Below are 18,354 nucleotides of genomic sequence, written 5' to 3'. Positions count from 1 at the left end.
ACCCCGGTCACCGTCACGCTGGTCCCGCGCTGACTCCCCGGGGTGGCCCGCCCGCGGGCGGGCCACCCCGCGGGGCGCTACGCCAGGCCGCGGCGCGCCAGCAGCGGGCCGGTCTGCGGGTCACGCCCCACCACCGCCCGGAAGGAGTCCAGCGCGTCCCGGCCGTCCCCGCGCGAGAGCAGCTCGCGGCGGAACACCTCGCCGCTCTCCCGCACGGTCCGGCCGTTCGTCCCGAACCACTCCACCGTCTCGGCGTCCAGCACCTCCGACCAGATGTACGCGTAGTAGCCCGCGCTGTAGCCGCCGGAGAAGACGTGCGAGAAGTACGCCGTCCGGTAGCGCGGCGGGATCGCCGCCACCGCGACACCGGCCTTGGCCAGCGCCGCGGCCTCGAACTCCTCGGCGTCCGCGATCTCCTGGCCCGCCGGGACGGTGTGCCAGGCCCAGTCCAGCAGGGTCGCCGCCAGGTACTCGACGGTGCGGAAGCCCTGCCCGAAGCCCTCCGCGGCGGCCATCCGCCCGACCAGCCCGTCCGGCAGCGGCTCGCCCGTCACGTGGTGCCGGGCGTAGTTGGCCAGCACCTCCGGCCGGACCATCCACATCTCGTTGACCTGCGAGGGGAACTCGACGAAGTCGCGCGGCACCGCCGTGCCGGCGAAGTACGGGTACCGGACGTCCGAGAAGAGCCCGTGCAGCGCGTGCCCGAACTCGTGGAACAGCGTGCGGACCTCGTCCCACGAGAGCAGCACCGGCTCGCCGGCCGCCGGCTTGGCGATGTTCAGGTTGTTGAACACCACCGGCCGCTTCCCCAGCAGCCCCGACTGGGTGACCAGCTCGTCCATCCACGCCCCGCCGCGCTTGGACGCCCGGGCGTGGAAGTCCCCGAGGAAGAGGCCCAGCGAGCCGCCGTCCTCCTCGAACACCTCGAAGACCCGCACGTCCGGGTGGTACGCCACGAGGTCCGGCCGCTCGGTGAAGGTCACCCCGTACGCCAGGTTGGCGGCGAAGAAGACGCCGTCCCGCAGCACCCGCTCCAGCTCGAAGTACGGGCGCAGTGCCGCCGCGTCCACCTGGTACGAGGCCTGCCGCACCTGCTCCGAGTAGTACGCCCAGTCGTGCGCGGCGATCTCCTCGATCCCGTCGGCGGCGGCCAGCTTGGCCAGCTCCGCGGCCTCGCGGCGGGCGTTGGCCACCGCCGGCGGCACCAGCCGGGCCAGCAGCCCGTCCACCGCCCCGACGCTGCCCGCCGTCTCGTCCGCCACCACGTACGCGGCGTGCGTGTCGTAGCCGAGCAGCGCGGCCCGCTCGGCGCGCAGCGCGGCCATCCGGATCGCCAGCGGGCCGTTGGTGCCGGCCGCACGGCCCAGCGAGGCCGCCAGGAGGCGCTCGCGCACCGAACGGTCGGTGAGGAAGGCCAGCTCGGTCTGGTTGGAGAAGCTCTTCAGGCTGAGCACGTACTTGCCGTCGTGCCCGAGCGCCCGGCCGTTCTCGGCGGCGGCGGCGATCGCGTCCGGCGAGAGCCCGGCCAGCTCCTCGGCGGAGTCCAGCACCAGCGCGCGGGCCTTCGAGTCGGCCGTCACGTTCAGCCGGAACTCCGACGAGGCGGTGGCGAGTTCGGCGTTCAGCGCGCGCAGCCGCTGCTGCTCTCCGGCGCCCAGCCGGGCGCCGGCCCGGACGAAGGCGGTGTGCCACCGCTCCAGCAGCCGCAGCGACTCGGCGTCCAGCCCCAGTGCGGCCCGCCGCCCGTGCAGCGCGTCGATCCGGGCGAACAGCGCGGCGTCCAGGAGGATCGCGTCGGTGTGCGCCGCCAGCTTCGGGCTGGTCTCGGCGTCCACCCGGTCCACCAGCGGCGTGGTGTCCGCGGAGGCCTGGTTGTCGAAGACGGCCCGGACCCGTCGCAGCAGCGCCCCCGACCGCTCCAGCGGGACCAGCGTGTTGTCGAAGGTCGGCTCGGCCGGGTCGGCCGTGATCGCGGCGATCTCGGCCAGCTGATCGGCCATCCCGCGCTCGAACGCGGGCAGGTAGTGCTCTTCCCGGATCGCGGCGAAGGGCGGCAGTTCGTAGACCAGGGTGCTGGGCTCGAAGAAGGGGTTCTCGCTCATTTTTCCGACCCTACGCGGTGTCACCGGCGCTGCCTACGGCCCCCGGCCCGGTCCCCGGCGCACCGCGCGGACCGCGGCGCACCGGCCGGTACGCGCGCCCGAGGCGCATTGTCGTACCCACCGGCTACCGTCGAGGTCCCGGGGACCGTCACGACGGCCCCCACCCCCCGAGCACCCGTCCAGACGGTCCCTACCCGTCCGCCCGAGAGGAGGAGCCCCCGTGGCACCCCGGATCGCCCTCGTTCCCGACCCGCACGGCCCCGGCGGCCGGCTCCAGCCCCTCGACGAGGCCGGCGAACCGCTCGGCCCGCCCGCCGCCACCGCCGACCTGGCCGCCGCCGTCGCCGACGCCGAGCGGGCGGGTGCCGTGCGCTGGGTCTGGGCCGCCGCCGACAGCGCCTACGCCCCGCTGCTCGCCCGGCTGCCCGACCGGCTCGCCCGCTGCCACGACCTGCGCCTGGTCGAGGCGCTGCTGCTGGCCCACGAGGGCCGGTTCGGCGCCCCGCGCTCGCTCGGCGCCGCCTGGGCCCGGCTCCGCGGTCTGCCCGTCCCGGCCGACCTGCCGGAGCCCGGCTCCGCCGAGTCCGACGACGGGCAGGACACCCTGTTCGCCCCCGACCGGCTGCAACTGCCGCCCGGCGCCGATCCGCTGGCCGCCGTCGTCGCCGTCCACGCCGAGCAGCAGCGGCGGCTGGGCGCGATCACCGACCCCGGCGCGCGGTCCCGGTTCCGGCTGCTGGCCGCCGCCGAGTCGGCCGGCGCGCTGGTGGCCGCCGAGATGGCGTACGACGGGCTGCCCTGGCGCGCCGACGTCCACGACCGGCTGCTCACCGAGCTGCTCGGCCCCCGCCCGGCCATCCCCGGCAGCCGCCCCCGGCTGCTCGCCGAGCTGGCCGCCGAGCTCCAACAGGCCCTCGGCGGGCGCCCGTTCAACCCCGACTCGCACAGCCAGGTGCTGCGCGCCTTCGCGGAGCAGGGCATCCAGCTCGGCTCCACCCGCTCCTGGGAGCTGAAGGCCGTCGACCACCCGGCCGCGAAGCTGATGATCCGCTACAAGGAGCTCTCCCGGATCCACGCCGCGCACGGCTGGGCGTGGCAGGACGCCTGGGCCCGCGGCGGCAGGTTCCGCCCCGAGTACGTGGTCGGCGGCGTGGTCTCCGGCCGCTGGGCCAGCCGGGGCGGCGGCGCCCTGCAGATCCCGCGGATCCTGCGCCGCGCCGTGGTCGCCGACCCGGGCTGGCTGCTGGTCGTCGCCGACGCCGCCCAGCTGGAGCCGCGCGTCCTCGCCGCCCTCTCCCAGGACGCCGGCCTCGCCCGCACCGCCGCCGGCGGCGACCTCTACGAGGCGCTCGCCGCCTCCGCCTTCCAGGGGGACCGCGAGAAGGCCAAGCTCGGCCTGCTCGGCGCCATGTACGGGCAGACCAGCGGCGACATCGGCCCGCTGCTCGCCACCCTGCGCCGCCGCTACCCCGCCGCCATGGGCTACGTGGAGGCCGCCGCACGCACCGGCGAGGACGGCGGCGTGGTCACCTCCCGGCTCGGCCGGGCCTGCCCGCCGCCGTCCGCCGACTGGCTCGACCTCACCGAGGCCCCGGAGTCCGCCGGTGACGCCGGCGGCCGCTCGGCCCGCGCCCGGGGCCGCTTCACCCGCAACTTCGTGATCCAGGCCAGCGCCGCCGACTGGGCGCTCGCCCTGCTCGCGGCGCTGCGCCGCCGCCTGGCCGCCCTGCCGGTGGCCGATCCGGCCGACCGGCCGCACTTGGTCTTCTTCCAGCACGACGAGGTGGTGGTGCACACCCCCGCCAACCTGGCCGACGAGGTGGCCGCCGCCGTCGACGCATCCGCCGACGAGGCCCGCCGGCTGGTCTTCGGGGACACCCCGGTCCGGTTCCCGCTCAGCACCGCCGTGGTCGACTGCTACGCCGACGCCAAGTAGCTTCCCGCGCCCGGGCCTTGCCGCCGCCCGCGCCCCTCCGCGCCCCGCCTCGCCTCGCCTCGCCAGGAGCCGGTGGCAGGGCCCCGGAGCCCGGCCCCTCAGAGCTCGCGGAACTCAGAGCTTGCGGAACGCGCGCGCCTCCTCGGCCGCCGCCACCACCTCGGCCAGCGCCGCCCCGGCGGAGGCGGTCACCGCCGCCGAGACCGCGCCCTCCACGAAGGGCGCGTCCACCAGCACCACCCCGGGCCGTGGCTCGTCCTCCAGCACCGTGACGGCGGTCAGCACCGAGCTGCCGAGGTCCGGCAGCACCACCACACCGGCCCCGCCGTCCGCCTCCGCGACGGCCCGGGCGATCAGGTCGTAGCTGGTGCCGAGCCCGCCCTCCTCCGTCCCGGCGGCCACCACCACCCGCACCGCGTCGGAGGAGAGTTCCCCCAGCAACTCCTTCAGCCCGGCGGCCAACCGCGCACTGTGCGAGACCAGGACGATGCCCACGTAGTCGCTCATACCGCCGACCCTACGGCCGCCCGCCGCTGCGCACGAGTGGCCCGCCGCCGGCTCCGGGGACCGGCCGCCACGTGTCGCAACCCGTGCCGCCGACCCCCGTCCGGCGTAGCGTCGGGTCAGCATCGTCTGCCGAGGGAGCGAAGCACCGTGAAGAAGCTGATCAACACCCCGGAGAGCGTCCTGGAGGACGCGCTGGCCGGAGTCGCCGCCGCCCACCCGGAGTTGACGGTGGACCTCGCGAACCGGGTGATCACCCGTGCCGTCCGGCCGGCCGCGCCGAAGGTCGCGCTGGTCTCCGGCGGCGGGTCCGGACACGAGCCGCTGCACGGCGGCTTCGTCGGCCGGGGCATGCTGGACGCCGCCTGTCCCGGCGAGGTCTTCACCTCCCCGGTGCCGGACCAGGTGCTGGCCGCGGCGAAGGCCGTGGACTCCGGCGCGGGCGTGGTCCTCGTGGTGAAGAACTACACGGGCGACGTGATGAACTTCGAGCTGGCCGCCGAACTGGCCGCCGAGGAGGGCATCGAGGTCCGCACGGTGCTGGTCGACGACGACGTCGCGGTCGAGGACTCGACCTGGACGGCCGGGCGCCGCGGCACCGGCGCGACCGTGCTGGTGGAGAAGGCCGCGGGTGCGCTGGCCGAGCGCGGCGCCACCCTGGACGAGGTGGCCGCCCTGGGCGAGCGGGTGAACGCCGCCTCCCGCTCCTTCGCGATCGCGCTGACCGCCGCGACCGTCCCCGCGGCGGGCAAGCCCGGCTTCGACCTGCCGGAGGACGAGATCGAGGTCGGTGTCGGCATCCACGGCGAGCCCGGCCGCCGCCGGGAGAAGCTCCGCCCGGCCCGCGAGCTGGCCGCCGAGGTGGTGGAGACGATCCTCGCCGACCACCACCTGACCGCGGGCGACGAGGTGATCGCCCTGGTGAACGGTCTCGGCGCCACCCCGCTGCTGGAGCTGTACATCGTCTTCGGCGAGGTGGCCGCCCGGCTGGCCGAGCGCGGCATCACGGTGGCCCGCAGCCTGGTCGGCAACTACGTCACCAGCCTGGACATGGCGGGCTTCTCCCTCACCCTGACCAGGGCCGACGCCGAGCTGCTGGAGCTCTGGGACGCGCCGGCCGACACCCCCGCCCTCAAGCGGGCCTGAACGCGGGGAGACGGACATGGACTTCGACACCCCGCTCGCCGAGGCCTGGGTGCGCGCGATCGCCGCCGCCGTGGAGGAGGAGGCGCCGCGGCTCACCGAGCTGGACTCCGCGATCGGCGACGGCGACCACGGCAGCAACCTCCTGCGCGGCTTCACCGCCGTACTGGCCGCGCTGGACGGCCTCGACCCGGCCGGCCCGGGGGCGGTGCTGACCAGGACCGGCACCACGCTGATCTCCAAGGTCGGCGGGGCCGCCGGCCCGCTGTACGGGAAGGCCTTCCGCGCCCTGGGCGCCGCCCTGCCCGGTCCTTCCGGTCCGGCCGCGTTCGGCGAGGCGCTGGCGGCCGGGCTCCGGGCGGTGCGCGACCTCGGCAGGGCCGAACCGGGCGACAAGACCATCGTGGACGCCTGGACCCCGGCACTGGCCGCCTACCGGGCCGCGGTGGCGGCCGGCGCCGACCTGCCCCGGGCGGCCGGGGCGGCGGCGGACGCGGCCGGGCAGGGCGCGCTGGACACCGTCCCGCTCCAGGCCCGCAAGGGCCGGGCCTCCTACCTGGGCCCGCGCAGCATCGGCCACCAGGACCCGGGCGCGGCCTCCACCGCCCTGGTCTTCCGCGCCCTCGCCGAGGTCACCGCGGCTCAGGCCTGATCGGTCCGGGTGATCAGGAGCAGCAGGGCGTCGTCGTTCAGCTCCCCGCCGGTGTGCTCCAGCAGGTCGGCGTAGACCCGCCCGACCGCCGCCTCCAGCTCCGCCGAGGAGCGGGCCGCGCCCCGCACCAGCGGGCCGACCCGCTCCGCCAGCGGGTAGAACCCGCCGTCCCTGCGGTGCCGGGCCTCGACCACGCCGTCGGTGCAGAGCACCAGCACGTCCTCCCCGCCGAACGGCTGGTCCCAGCTGGCCGGCTCGCCGGCGGCGAGCCGGCCGAGGCCGAGCGGGACCCACGGGTCGGGCGCGTCGAGGACGTGCACCCCGCCGTCCGGGTCCACCCGGATCGGCGGGACGTGCCCGTACTGGAGCAGCTCCATCACGCCCGGCGTGCGGAACTCGGCGAACAGGGCGGTGGTGAACTCCCCGTCCGGCGCGTGCCGCTCGACGCTGGCCTCGATCCGGGCGGCCACCCCGCGCAGCCCGGACTCGTCGTACGCGGCCTCGCGGAAGGCGCCGAGCACCACGGCGGCGGTCTGGACGGCGCCCAGCCCCTTGCCGCGGACGTCCCCGACCGCCACCCGGGTGCCGTGCGGGGTCTCCAGGACGGAGTAGAGGTCCCCGCCGATGCGCGAGGCGTCGGCGGCGGAGACGTACCGCACCGCGAGGTTCAGCGGCCCGACGACCGGGCCGGGCAGGCGCAGCAGGGCCCGCTGGGCGGCCTCGGCGACGGAGCTGACGGCCGCGAAGGCCGCGGCCCGGCGCATCCGGAGGTGGGCGACCCAGGCGGAGAACACGGTGAGCAGCAGGTAGCTGACCATCGCGCCGTAGAGGAAGCGCTCGTCGTTGACGTTGTCGACCTCGTCGTAGTGGCTGAGGCCGAACACCGCGAACAGGCCGAAGGAGCAGACCAGCAGCAGTTCGAGCGGGCGCAGGGTGAGCGCGGCGATGGTGGGGACGACCGTCATCAGCGGCGCGAGGTAGCGGTCCTTGCCGGAGAGCAGGTCGGCCAGGCCGACCAGCAGGATCGCGACCGCGGCCGGCGTGGCCCGGCGCCAGAACGGCACGTCCTGGAGGTCGGCGGCCAGCAGGGCGCCGCGCTTGCGGTCCGGTGGCAGCCCCTCGGCCGTCGGGGCCGTGGGCGACTGGGCTCGACGGATCGGGAACACATACCGAACATAACGGACGATCAGCCACCCCACCCCCGCACCCGGGGGCGGCCCGACCCGCCGGCCCGACCTGCCGGACCCGCACTGGGCGGACCGGTACCGATATGGCCGTTTTGTCATACAGTGCGACGAAAGCGGCTAGGCAAGGGAGGTCATCACCGGTGTCCGAGTACCACAACACCCGCCACATCTCCGGCCCGCGGGCGCGCACGACGGCGCGCCCCGACCAGTGGCTCAGGGTCTTCCTGACCGGCCTACTGCTCTGGGTCGCCACGGTCGCCGTCACCTTCGCCACCGGCAACAGCAACCTGGTGCCGACGATCGTGCTCCTCGGCAGCTTCCTCGTACCGGCCACGATGGTCGTCTGGGCGTACGAGCGCTACGCCGCCGACCTGGGCGCGGACCGGATCCTCGCCTGCTTCGGCGTCGGCGGCATCATCGGCGTCCTCGGCGCCTCGGTGCTGGAGACCTACCTGCTCTCCCCCTCCGTCTGGATGTACCTCGGCGTCGGCCTGATCGAGGAGGCGGTCAAGCTCGCCGCCCTGGTCCTGGTCTGCCGGCACCTGCGGGTCGGCGGACTGCGCTACGGACTGGTGCTGGGCGCCACCGTCGGCGCCGGCTTCGCCGCCTTCGAGAGCGCCGGCTACGCGTTCAACGCCGTACTCAGCCTCCAGAGCCTCTCGCTGAGGAACCTGGTGGAGACCGAGATCCTGCGCGGGGTGCTGGCGCCGGTCGGCCACATCCTGTGGACGGCCATCCTCGGCGGGGTGCTCTTCCGCGAGCGGCGCGGCGGCCGCTTCCGCCTCACCCTTCCGGTCGTGCTCACCTATCTCGGCGTCGCACTGCTGCACGCGCTCTGGGACTCGATGAGCGGCATCGCGGTCTGGCTGGTCGCGAGGACCACCACCAGCGACTGGCAGCGAGCCCTGTTCGACCTCGGCCACATGCCGGACCCGACCAGCGGGCAGGTCCACCTCTACACGCTGTACGACACCCTGGGGCTGGTCGTGGTCGCGCTCGGAGGCCTGGTCTGGCTGCGGCTGCTGGTCCGCCGCGAGCGCGCGGCGATCCCGGCCCAGTACCCGGCGGCGCCCGCCTGAGCCGCCCGGCGTCGGCGCGGACCGCGCCCGAATCCGCCCGCCACCCGGCGCGGATTCGGGCGCGGCGTGTTCAGGCGCATACGCTCAGCTCTCGGACCTCGTCCGCGCCGCCCCGGCGGCCGGGCGCGATCCGCACCACGCCGCCCCCTTCCCCGGGGAATACCCCGCAGGGGTATGGTGTTATCAGCAGAGCAGCCCGGGCGCACGCCCGCGGCGGTCCAGACCTCCTGGAGGCCCCGATGTCCAGCACCATCACCTACACCGTGACCGGCATGAGCTGCGGCCACTGCGAGAGCTCGGTCAGCAAGGAGCTCTCCGCCCTCACCGGTGTCACCGAGGTGGCGGCCGACGCCAAGGCCGGTACCGTGACGGTCCTCGCGACGGCCGAGCTGGACGACGAGCAGGTCCGCGCGGCCGTCGACGAGGCCGGCTACGAGCTGGTCGGCCGGTCCGTCTGAGCCCCGCGCGTACGGCGGGGGCCCGCACCCGGCGCTCCCGCCGTACCCTCCGACCAAGGAGCCGATCATCATGAGCACCTCCGCCCCTGGAGTGGCCGGACTGACGGACCGCGTCGAGCTGTCCATCGGCGGGATGACCTGCGCCTCCTGCGCCGCCCGGATCGAGAAGAAGCTCAACCGGATGGACGGCGTCCAGGCCAGCGTCAACTACGCCACCGAGAAGGCCCGGGTCGACTTCGGGCCCGGGGTCGGCGTGGCCGACCTGATCGCCACCATCGAGAACACCGGCTACACCGCCGAGCTCCCCCCGCCGCCGGCCGCCCCCGAGCCCGTGACCGGCGGGCCGGACGCCGCGCCCGGGCAGCCCCCGGCCGACCCCCTGCTGGACCGCCTGCTGATCGGCGCCGTGCTGAGCGTCCCGGTGGTCATGCTGTCGATGATCCCGTCGATGCAGTTCACCAACTGGCAGTGGCTGGCCTTCGCGCTCACCGGCCCGGTCGTCGTCTACGGCGGGCTGCCGTTCCACCGCGCCGCCTGGACCAACCTCAAGCACGGCGCCGCGACCATGGACACCCTGGTCTCGCTCGGCACCCTGGCCGCCTTCGGCTGGTCGTTCTGGGCCCTGTTCTGGGGCGACGCCGGCATGCCCGGGATGCGGCACCCGTTCTCGCTCTCGGTCGGCGCCACCGACGCCTCCTCCACCCTGTACCTGGAGACGGCCGCCGGCGTCACCGTGCTGATCCTGCTCGGCCGCTACCTGGAGGCACGCTCCAAGCGCCGGGCCGGTGCCGCCCTGCACGCCCTGCTCGACCTCGGTGCCAAGGAGGTCTCCGTCCTCCAGGACGACGGGGGCGGACGCGAAGCGTCCTCGGTTGAGGGTGGTGGTGGGCGACGGGTGGGCGGGGGCGGACGCGAAGCGTCCTCGGTTGAGGGTGGTGGTGGGCGACGGGTGGGCGGGCGCGAGGTCCGGCTGCCGGTGGACCGGCTGACCGTCGGGACGCGCTTCGTGGTCCGCCCGGGCGAGAAGATCGCCACCGACGGCGTGGTCGTCGAGGGGGCCTCCGCCGTGGACGCCTCGATGCTGACCGGCGAGTCCGTGCCCGCCGAGGTCGCCGTCGGCGACGCCGTCACCGGTGCCACCGTCAACGCCGGCGGCCGCCTGGTGGTCGAGGCCACCCGGGTCGGAGCCGACACCCGGCTCGCCCGGATGGCCCAGCTGGTCGAGGAGGCCCAGAACGGCAAGGCCGCCGTCCAGCGGCTGGCCGACCGGATCTCCGCCGTTTTCGTGCCGACGGTCATCCTGATCGCGCTCGCCACCCTGGTCGGGTGGCTACTGACCTCCGACAACCCCACCGAGGCCTTCACCGCGGCCGTCGCCGTGCTGATCATCGCCTGCCCGTGCGCACTCGGCCTGGCCACCCCGACCGCCCTGATGGTCGGCACCGGCCGCGGCGCCCAGCTCGGCATCCTGATCAAGGGGCCGGAGGTGCTGGAGTCGACCCGCCGGGTGGACACCGTCGTCCTGGACAAGACCGGCACCGTCACCACCGGCCGGATGACCCTGCTCGCCGTCCACACCGCCGAGGGCGTCACCGAGAACGAGGCCCTGCGGCTGGCCGGCGCCGTCGAGCACGCCTCCGAGCACCCGATCGCCGCCGCGATCGCCGCGGCCGCCACCGCCCGGACGGGCGAGCCGCCCGCCGTGGAGGAGTTCGAGAGCCTCCCCGGCCTCGGAGTGCAGGGAACCGTCGAGGGCCGCACCGTGGTCGCCGGGCGCGCCTCCCTGCTGGCCGGGCGCGCGCTGGCGCTCCCGCCGGAACTCGCCCGGGCCGAGGCGGACGCCGAGGCCGCCGGCCGCACGGTCGTCGCGGTCGGCTGGGACGGCGCCGCGCGCGCCGTGCTGGAGATCGCCGACGCGGTCAAGCCCACCAGCGCCGAGGCCGTCGCCGACCTGCGCGGGCTGGGTCTGCGCCCGGTCCTGCTGACCGGTGACAACGCCGCCGTGGCCGCGGCCGTGGCGGCCGAGGTCGGCATCGGACCGCAGGACGTGATCGCCGAGGTGCTGCCGGAGGAGAAGGTCGCCACCGTGCGGCGCCTCCAGGCCGAGGGCCGGGTCGTCGCCATGGTCGGTGACGGCGTCAACGACGCGGCCGCCCTCGCCCAGGCCGACCTGGGCCTCGCCATGGGCACCGGCACCGACGCCGCCATCGAGGCCGGCGACCTCACCCTCGTCCGGGGCGACCTGCGCTCCGCCGCCGACGCCATCCGGCTCTCCCGCCGGACCCTGGCCACCATCAGGGGCAACCTCTTCTGGGCCTTCGGCTACAACGTCGCCGCGATACCCCTCGCCGCCGCCGGGCTGCTCAACCCGATGATCGCCGGCGCCACGATGGCCTTCTCCTCGGTCTTCGTGGTGACCAACAGCCTCCGGCTGCGCCGCTTCCGGGCCGCCTGACGGTCCGACCGCACGGAAACGGACGGACGGGCCCGGACCACACCACCCCGTGGTCCGGGCCCGTCCGCGTCGGCGCGTCCGTTCAACGGCCCAGCAGCTCGCCGCCGTTGCAGTGCAGGATCTCCCCGGTGACGAACCCGGCCTCCGGCGAGGCCAGGAAGTAGACCGCCGCAGCCACCTCACCGGCCTCCCCGATCCGGCCCAGCAGCGTCCTGGCGGCCCGCCGGGAGACCTCGGCCTCGTCCAGCCGCGGGCCGAAGAACTCGGTGCCCGCCACCGTGCCCGGGGCGACGATGTTGGCGGTGATCCCCGACGTCCCGAGCTGGGCGGCCAGGAAGTGGTTCCAGGCGTGCAGCGAGGCCTTGGAGGCCCCGTACGAGCCGGCCCCGCGCAGCGCGGCGATCGAGCTGACGGTGACCACCCGGCCGGAGCCCGGGGTGAGCCGGTCCCGGACGGACTCCGTGAGCAGCACCACGGTCAGCACGTTCCGCTCGAAGTCGCCGCGCCAGCGGGCCAGCAGGGCGTGCGGCCCGCCGCCGATCACGGTCTCCCGGCTGCCCGCGTTGTTCACCAGCACGTCGATCCGCTCGGGCAGTTCACCGAGCGCGGCCTCGACGGCGTCCGGGTCGGCGAGGTCGCAGACCAGTGGGGTGACGTTCGGCCCGAGGTCGGCCGCGGCCTGTTCGAGCACCGCCCGCCGGCGGCCGACGATCACGACCCGTTCGCCCGCCTCGGCGAAGCGACGGGCCACCTCGTACCCGATCCCCGTGCCACCGCCGGTGACAACCACGTTCCTGGCCATCTGCGCACTCCCTCCCCAGTTCCGCCGCCACGCTGCGAGGGTGCGGGGCGGTCCGTACCGGAATGCCACGATTACTATCACGCTCGGTTGCCGTGACTGCGGGGAGGGTGACGTAGCCGCCCGCGGAAGGTGTGATATGGGACGGGCACCGCGCGCACACGGAGCGTGGCGAGAGGCAGCTCACACCCCCCGGGCGTAACTTCTCGCACGCTGATACGTCTTAGGTTGGTAGTGCGGCAGATTTTTCCGGTGGGCGGTGACGTGGCGAACGGCTTCACGTCTCCGCGCGGCACCACTGTCGCCGACGGGGCTCCGGCGGGCCCCGGGACGGTCGCCGACCTGTCGGTGGCCTTCGCGCACGGCGCCGGGGAGTGGCGGGTCTGGGACGCTTTGAGCGGCCGTCCCGGGCTGCGGCCGCCCCCGGAGTCGTGCGCCGTACGTTTCCACCCTCGCGGGTGACGGCGAAGGGCCCGGCCGGTGGCCGGGCCCTTCGTGGTCCTGCGTAGGCGAGTGCCTAGCGGGCCCCGAGCTCCACGTAGTCGCGGATCGCGGTGCCGGTGTAGATCTGGCGCGGACGGCCGATCCGGCTGGTCGGGTCGTTGATCATCTCGTGCCAGTGGGCGATCCAGCCCGGCAGCCGGCCGAGGGCGAACAGCACGGTGAACATGCTGGTCGGGAAGCCCATGGCGCGGTAGATCAGGCCGGTGTAGAAGTCCACGTTCGGGTAGAGCTTGCGCGAGACGAAGAAGTCGTCCTTGAGCGCGTGCTCCTCCAGCTTGAGCGCGATGTCGAGCAGCTCGTCGGACTTGCCGAGCTGGCCGAGCACCTCGTGCGCCAGCAGCTTGACCTGCGCGGCGCGCGGGTCGAACGCCTTGTACACGCGGTGGCCGAAGCCCATCAGCTTGACGCCGTCCTCGCGGTTCTTCACCTTGCGGATGAACGCGTCGACGTCGCCGCCGTCCTTCTGGATGCTCTCCAGCATCTCCAGCACGGCCTGGTTGGCGCCGCCGTGCAGCGGGCCCCAGAGCGCCGAGATGCCGGCCGAGATCGAGGCGAACTGGTTGGCGTGGCTGGAGCCCACCAGGCGGACCGTGGAGGTCGAGCAGTTCTGCTCGTGGTCCGCGTGCAGGATCAGCAGCTTGTCCAGGGCGTTGACGACGACCGGGTTGAGCTCGTAGTCCTCGGCGGGCACCGCGAAGGTCATCCGCAGGAAGTTCTCGACGTAGCTCAGGTCGTTACGCGGGTAGACGAACGGCTGGCCGACCGACTTCTTGTACGCGTAGGCCGCGATGGTCGGCAGCTTCGCCAGGAGACGGACCGTCGACAGGTGACGCTGGGCGGCGTCGAACGGGTTGTGGCTGTCCTGGTAGAACGTGGACAGCGCGCCGACCACGGACGACAGCATCGCCATCGGGTGGGCGTCCCGCGGGAAGCCCTGGTAGAAGCGCTTGACGTCCTCGTGCAGCAGCGTGTGCTGGGTGATCTCGCGGTTGAACTCCGACAGCTGGTCGGCCGTCGGAAGCTCGCCGTTGATCAGCAGGTACGCGGTCTCGATGAAGCTGCCCTGCTCGGCGAGCTGCTCGATCGGGTAGCCGCGGTAGCGCAGGATGCCGTTGTCGCCGTCCACGAAGGTGATCGCGGACTTGTACGCGGCGGTGTTACCGAAGCCGTTGTCCAGGGTGACCAGGCCGGTCTGCGGGAGCAGCTTCGAGATGTCGAAGCCGGCGTTGCCCGCAGTGCTCTCGACGACGGGGTACTCGTACTCGCCGTCCTGGTACCGCAGTACTACCGAGTTGTCGCTCACGTCTTCCTCACCGACGAAATGAATCCTCTTCCAAGGTGCCCTGACTGTCTCTACCATCCCCCATCTGGCGGACAGCCGCGCACCCGGGGTGGCCCGAAAGGGACCGCCCCTACAAAACCTGCCGCCGCAGCCGGTACGAACCGGACAAGATCGGCACCCCACCAGGCTCTGCCGTAAATCTCTTCACGTCAAGAGAACAATAGAGGCAACCATCCGTTGGAGAATCATCCAGTGGCCAGCCGGTGATCCAGCGCGGCGTGCCTCCGACCTGCGCTGACGGTCCGAACGGCCTGCCCGATCGCCTTGCGTGACCCGACCAGCACGACCAGTTTCCTTGCCCTGGTCACAGCCGTGTAGAGCAGATTCCGCTGGAGCATCGTCCACGCGGACGTGGTGACCGGAATCACCACGACCGGATACTCGCTCCCCTGCGACCGGTGGATCGTCACCGCGTACGCGTGCGCCAACTCGTCCAGCTCGTCGAAGTCGTACGGCACCTCCTCGTCCTCGTCGGTGAGAACGGTCAGCCGCTGGTCGTCCACGCTGAGCGAGGTCACCACCCCCACCGTGCCGTTGAAGACCCCGTTCCGCCCCTTGTCGTAGTTGTTCCGGATCTGCGTCACCTTGTCCCCCACCCGGAACGTCCGCCCGCCGAAACGCCGCTCCGCCAGCCCCTCCCGCGCCGGCGTCACCGCCGCCTGCAACAGCGTGTTCAGGTTCCCCGCACCCGCCGGCCCCCGGTGCATCGGCGCCAGCACCTGGACGTCCCGCCGCGGGTCGAACCCGAACCGCTGCGGGAGCCGCCGCGCCACCACGTCCACCGTCAGCCCGGCCGCGCGCTCGGCATCGTCCTCCACGAACAGGAAGAAGTCCGCCAGCCCCTCCGTCAACGGCGGCAGCCCCTCGTTGATCCGGTGCGCGTTCGTCACCACCCCCGACTGCTGCGCCTGCCGGAAGATCCTGGTCAGCCGCACCGACGGGACCGGCCCGCCGTCCGCCAGCAGGTCCCGCAGCACCTCGCCCGCGCCCACCGACGGCAGCTGGTCCACGTCCCCCACGAACAGCAGGTGCGCTCCCGGCGCCACCGCCTTGACCAGCTTGTTCGCCAGGATCAGATCCAGCATCGACGCCTCGTCCACCACCACCAGGTCGGCGTCCAACGGCCGGTCCCGGTCGTACGCGGCGTCCCCGCCCGGCCTCAGCTCCAACAGCCGGTGCACCGTCGACGCCTCCACCCCGGTCAGCTCCGCCAGCCGCTTCGCCGCCCGGCCGGTCGGCGCCGCCAGCACCACCTTGGCCCGCTTCGCCAGCGCCAGCGTCACGATCGACTTCACCGTGAACGACTTGCCACAGCCCGGACCGCCCGTCAGCACCGCGACCTTCTCGGTCAGCGCCAGCCGCACCGACTGCTCCTGCTCCGGCGCCAGCTCCGCCCCGGTCCGCTTCGCCAGCCACCCCAGCGCCACCGGCCAGTCCACGTCCGCGAACCACGGCATCCGGTCCGAATCCGCCCGCAGCAGCCGCAACAGCTGGTTGGCCAGCGAGATCTCCGCCCGGTGGAACGGCACCAGGTACACCGCGGTGATCGGCTCGCCGCCCTCCCCCGGCACCGACTCCCGCACCACCCCCTCGGCGGCCACCAGCTCCGCCAGGCAGTCGATCACCAGGCCCACGTCCACCTGGAGCAGCTTCACCCCGTCCGCGATCAGCCGCTCCTCGGGCAGGTAGCAGTGCCCCTGGTCGGTGCTCTGCGACAGCGCGTACTGCAGCCCCGCCTTCACCCGCTCCGGGCTGTCGTGCGGGATCCCCACCGCCTGCGCGATCCGGTCCGCCGTCAGGAAGCCGATGCCCCAGACGTCCGACGCCAGCCGGTACGGCTCGTTCTTCACCACCCCGATCGAGCCGTCCCCGTACTGCTTGTAGATCCGCACCGCGAGGGACGTGGAGACGCCGACCCCCTGCAGGAAGACCATCACCTCCTTGATGGACTTCTGCTCCTCCCAGGCCACCGCGATCTTCTTCGTCCGCTTCGGCCCGAGCCCCGGCACCTCGATCAGCCGGCCCGGCTCGTTCTCGATCACCTCCAGGGTCTCCACCCCGAAGCGCTCGACGATCCGCTCGGCGAACCGCGGCCCGATCCCCTTGATCAGCCCCGAGCCGAGGTAACGCTGGATGCCCTGGATCGTCGCGGGCAGCACCGTCGTGTAGTTCTCCACCACGAACTGCTTGCCGTACTGCGGGTGCGACCCCCACCGCCCGTGCAGCCGCAGCGACTCCCCCGGCTGCGCCCCCAGCAGCGCGCCCACCACCGTCAGCAGGTCGTTGCCGCCGCGACCGGTGTCCACCCGGGCGACCGTGTAGCCGGTCTCCTCGTTGGCGTACGTGATCCGCTCCAGCACACCCTCGACCTGGGCGAGCTGGCGCGGCGGGCCCTGCTGCGTCTGCTGCGTCTGCCTGGCCACCGGGCCCCCTTCACCAATGCGGGTGCAGTTCCGCTACGCACCGTACCGCCCGGGTGCGACAGCCCGGGACCAGGTGCCAGGCTGGTAGCCCCGGAGGGGGGCCCGCACCCTGCCCGCGCCCCGTCGCGACCGGCATACGCCCGAGGAGCACCGCCATGCTCACCACCGCCTTCGCCCCCGGCTCGCCCAACTGGCTCGACCTCACCAGCCCGGACGCCCCCGCCTCCGTCGCCTTCTACTCCACCGTGTTCGGCTGGACCTTCGAACCGGCCGGCCCGGAATCCGGCGGCTACGGCTTCTTCCGGCAGGACGGCCGCACCGTCGCCGCCCTCGGCCCGGGCGGCGAGGCGGCCCGCCCCGGCTGGACGGTCTACTTCTGCACCGCCGACGCCGACCGGACCACCGAACTGGTCGAGGCCGCCGGCGGCAAGGTCCGCCTCGCCCCGTTCACCGTCTTCACCGACGGACGGGCGGCCGGCTACACCGACCCGACCGGCGCCGCCTTCGCCGTCTGGGAGCCGCGCGACACCCCGGGCCTGGACGTCGTCGACGAGCCCGGCACCTTCTGCTGGGCCGAGTGCTTCAGCGTCGACGCCGAAGCGGCCAAGGCCTTCTACCGCGCCGTCTTCGCCTGGCAGGAGCAGGACGTCCCGCTCGGCGACGTGATGTACACCGTCCTCACCCCGGCCGGCGGCGGAACGGAGGACGCCCACGGCGGCATCGTGCAGCTCGGCCCCGAGCACACCGCCGCCGGCACCACCTCGCACTGGCTCCCCTACATCGAGGTGCCCAACGTGGACGCCGCCGTCGCCCTCGCCGGACAGCTGGGCGCGACCGTCCGCACCGCCCCGACCGACGTGCACGGCGTCGGCCGCCTCGCCCAGCTCACCGACCCGCACGGCGCCGCCTTCGCGGTCATCACCAGCTCGGTGGAGGGCGGGTGACGCCGGATCACCCCACCGGCGGAGGCCGGACGCCGCTCTGAAAGGGCCTGGACGGCCCTGGACGGCCGCTGAGGGGCACGCGCAGGGGTGCGGGTGGGAGACAGGGCGGACGGCGGGCGGGCCGGGGCCTCACGCGCCCGCCTAGGCTGTGATCATGACCGACCTGACGATCCGCCGTGCCACCTCCGAGGACCTGCCCGCGATAGTGGCCATGCTCGCCGACGACCCCCTGGGCGCCGCCCGCGAGAGCCCCGACGACCTCACCCCCTACCGCGAGGCCTTCGCCCGCATCGACACCGACCCGAACCAGCACCTGGTCGTCGCCGAGCGCGCCGGCCGGACCATCGGCACCCTCCAGCTGACCGTCGTCCCCGGCCTCTCCCGCAAGGGCTCCACCCGGACGATCATCGAGGCGGTCCGGATCCACGCCGACGAGCGTGGCAGCGGCCTCGGCACCGAACTGATCCGGTGGGCGGTCGACCGTTCCCGCGAACTCGGAGCCGACCTCGTCCAGCTCACCTCGGACGCGACCCGCACCGACGCCCACCGGTTCTACGAGCGCCTCGGATTCGTCGGCTCGCACCTCGGCTTCAAACTCGCGCTGTAACCGGGGGGCGTGCCGTGACCCCGGCGCGCAACCGATTCCGGCATGCACCCGATTCCGGTGGGTTGCCGTTCCGGGAAACGCAGAACTCCGGGAAACGCAAAGAACCCCCACCCGGGATCCGGGTGGGGGTTCTCTGTGAATGATTGTTCGGCGGCGTCCTACTCTCCCACAGGGTCCCCCCTGCAGTACCATCGGCGCTGTGAGGCTTAGCTTCCGGGT

General features: G+C 73.8%; 14 protein-coding genes. 8 read left to right on the top strand and 6 right to left on the bottom strand.

All coding sequences use genetic code 11. The annotated features are described in order from the left end of the window. Positions 1 to 77: 77 nt before the first annotated feature. On the bottom strand, positions 78 to 2,102 hold the full coding sequence (locus ACFC1F_RS36835; protein WP_376165136.1) for a M3 family metallopeptidase: 2,025 nt from the start codon (positions 2,100 to 2,102) through the stop codon (positions 78 to 80). Positions 2,103 to 2,322: 220 nt separating this feature from the next. On the opposite strand from ACFC1F_RS36835, the gene ACFC1F_RS36830 reads away from it, so the two are divergent. Next, positions 2,323 to 4,038 (top strand): bifunctional 3'-5' exonuclease/DNA polymerase, encoded by a 1,716-nt coding sequence (locus ACFC1F_RS36830; RefSeq protein ID WP_376165134.1) that lies wholly within the window; start codon positions 2,323 to 2,325, stop codon positions 4,036 to 4,038. Positions 4,039 to 4,152: 114 nt separating this feature from the next. On the opposite strand, the gene dhaM is transcribed toward ACFC1F_RS36830, so the two are convergent. Then, positions 4,153 to 4,545, bottom strand: coding sequence for a dihydroxyacetone kinase phosphoryl donor subunit DhaM (gene dhaM / locus ACFC1F_RS36825; protein WP_376165132.1), 393 nt, complete (start codon positions 4,543 to 4,545; stop codon positions 4,153 to 4,155). Positions 4,546 to 4,692: 147 nt separating this feature from the next. Between dhaM and dhaK the strand changes: the two genes are divergently transcribed. Next, the gene (gene dhaK, locus ACFC1F_RS36820; RefSeq protein WP_209411580.1) at positions 4,693 to 5,688 is read left to right on the top strand and encodes a dihydroxyacetone kinase subunit DhaK; all 996 of its coding nucleotides are present in this window, start codon (positions 4,693 to 4,695) and stop codon (positions 5,686 to 5,688) included. 16 nt (positions 5,689 to 5,704) lie between these two features. Continuing rightward, complete coding sequence (gene dhaL, locus ACFC1F_RS36815) at positions 5,705 to 6,337, top strand: dihydroxyacetone kinase subunit DhaL (RefSeq protein WP_376165130.1); 633 nt, start codon at positions 5,705 to 5,707, stop codon at positions 6,335 to 6,337. Here the strand turns inward: dhaL and ACFC1F_RS36810 are convergent. Then, positions 6,328 to 7,503, bottom strand: a complete 1,176-nt coding sequence (locus ACFC1F_RS36810) for a PP2C family protein-serine/threonine phosphatase (protein WP_376165128.1) — start codon at positions 7,501 to 7,503, stop codon at positions 6,328 to 6,330. The two genes, dhaL and ACFC1F_RS36810, sit on opposite strands and share 10 nt — an antisense overlap. Positions 7,504 to 7,664: 161 nt before the next feature. Here ACFC1F_RS36810 and ACFC1F_RS36805 point away from each other — a divergent pair, with 161 nt between their 5' ends. The 3 genes from ACFC1F_RS36805 (at position 7,665) to ACFC1F_RS36795 (ending at position 11,516) form a co-directional block, all read left to right on the top strand. Further along, positions 7,665 to 8,603: a PrsW family intramembrane metalloprotease gene (locus ACFC1F_RS36805; RefSeq protein ID WP_376165126.1), complete on the top strand. Its 939-nt coding sequence runs from the start codon at positions 7,665 to 7,667 to the stop codon at positions 8,601 to 8,603. Between the two features lie 239 nt (positions 8,604 to 8,842). Next, a complete protein-coding gene (locus ACFC1F_RS36800; RefSeq protein ID WP_209411574.1) occupies positions 8,843 to 9,061 on the top strand; it encodes a heavy-metal-associated domain-containing protein in 219 nt (72 codons plus the stop codon). Between the two features lie 70 nt (positions 9,062 to 9,131). Then, positions 9,132 to 11,516 (top strand): heavy metal translocating P-type ATPase, encoded by a 2,385-nt coding sequence (locus tag ACFC1F_RS36795; RefSeq protein ID WP_376165124.1) that lies wholly within the window; start codon positions 9,132 to 9,134, stop codon positions 11,514 to 11,516. Positions 11,517 to 11,598: 82 nt separating this feature from the next. Here ACFC1F_RS36795 and ACFC1F_RS36790 read toward each other — a convergent pair whose 3' ends face one another. The 3 genes from ACFC1F_RS36790 to ACFC1F_RS36780 form a co-directional block, all read right to left on the bottom strand. After that, positions 11,599 to 12,318, bottom strand: a complete 720-nt coding sequence (locus ACFC1F_RS36790) for an SDR family NAD(P)-dependent oxidoreductase (protein WP_376165122.1) — start codon at positions 12,316 to 12,318, stop codon at positions 11,599 to 11,601. A gap of 514 nt (positions 12,319 to 12,832) precedes the next feature. After that, positions 12,833 to 14,122, bottom strand: a complete 1,290-nt coding sequence (locus ACFC1F_RS36785) for a citrate synthase (RefSeq protein WP_209411568.1) — start codon at positions 14,120 to 14,122, stop codon at positions 12,833 to 12,835. 224 nt (positions 14,123 to 14,346) lie between these two features. Continuing rightward, complete coding sequence (locus ACFC1F_RS36780) at positions 14,347 to 16,584, bottom strand: ATP-dependent RecD-like DNA helicase (RefSeq protein ID WP_376165120.1); 2,238 nt, start codon at positions 16,582 to 16,584, stop codon at positions 14,347 to 14,349. Positions 16,585 to 16,739: 155 nt separating this feature from the next. On the opposite strand from ACFC1F_RS36780, the gene ACFC1F_RS36775 reads away from it, so the two are divergent. After that, complete coding sequence (locus ACFC1F_RS36775; protein ID WP_376165118.1) at positions 16,740 to 17,528, top strand: VOC family protein; 789 nt, start codon at positions 16,740 to 16,742, stop codon at positions 17,526 to 17,528. A gap of 154 nt (positions 17,529 to 17,682) precedes the next feature. Further along, positions 17,683 to 18,135: a GNAT family N-acetyltransferase gene (locus tag ACFC1F_RS36770; protein ID WP_376165116.1), complete on the top strand. Its 453-nt coding sequence runs from the start codon at positions 17,683 to 17,685 to the stop codon at positions 18,133 to 18,135. Positions 18,136 to 18,354: the final 219 nt, after the last annotated feature.

It is taken from the genome of Kitasatospora sp. NPDC056181 (genome assembly GCF_042266225.1).
GTDB lineage: Bacteria > Actinomycetota > Actinomycetes > Streptomycetales > Streptomycetaceae > Kitasatospora.
The sequence above is the reverse complement of the archived record's forward strand: the minus strand, read 5'-3'. Positions and strand labels throughout refer to the sequence as shown.

What these genes read in the sequence shown, in the direction of transcription:
- ACFC1F_RS36835 (WP_376165136.1), bottom strand. Translation starts at nt 2,102, where the DNA reads ATGAGCGAGAACCCCTTCTTCGAGCCCAGCACCCTGGTCTACGAACTG.
- dhaM (WP_376165132.1), bottom strand. Translation starts at nt 4,545, where the DNA reads ATGAGCGACTACGTGGGCATCGTCCTGGTCTCGCACAGTGCGCGGTTG.
- dhaL (WP_376165130.1), top strand. Translation starts at nt 5,705, where the DNA reads ATGGACTTCGACACCCCGCTCGCCGAGGCCTGGGTGCGCGCGATCGCC.
- ACFC1F_RS36800 (WP_209411574.1), top strand. Translation starts at nt 8,843, where the DNA reads ATGTCCAGCACCATCACCTACACCGTGACCGGCATGAGCTGCGGCCAC.
- ACFC1F_RS36795 (WP_376165124.1), top strand. Translation starts at nt 9,132, where the DNA reads ATGAGCACCTCCGCCCCTGGAGTGGCCGGACTGACGGACCGCGTCGAG.
- ACFC1F_RS36790 (WP_376165122.1), bottom strand. Translation starts at nt 12,318, where the DNA reads ATGGCCAGGAACGTGGTTGTCACCGGCGGTGGCACGGGGATCGGGTAC.
- ACFC1F_RS36775 (WP_376165118.1), top strand. Translation starts at nt 16,740, where the DNA reads ATGCTCACCACCGCCTTCGCCCCCGGCTCGCCCAACTGGCTCGACCTC.
- ACFC1F_RS36770 (WP_376165116.1), top strand. Translation starts at nt 17,683, where the DNA reads ATGACCGACCTGACGATCCGCCGTGCCACCTCCGAGGACCTGCCCGCG.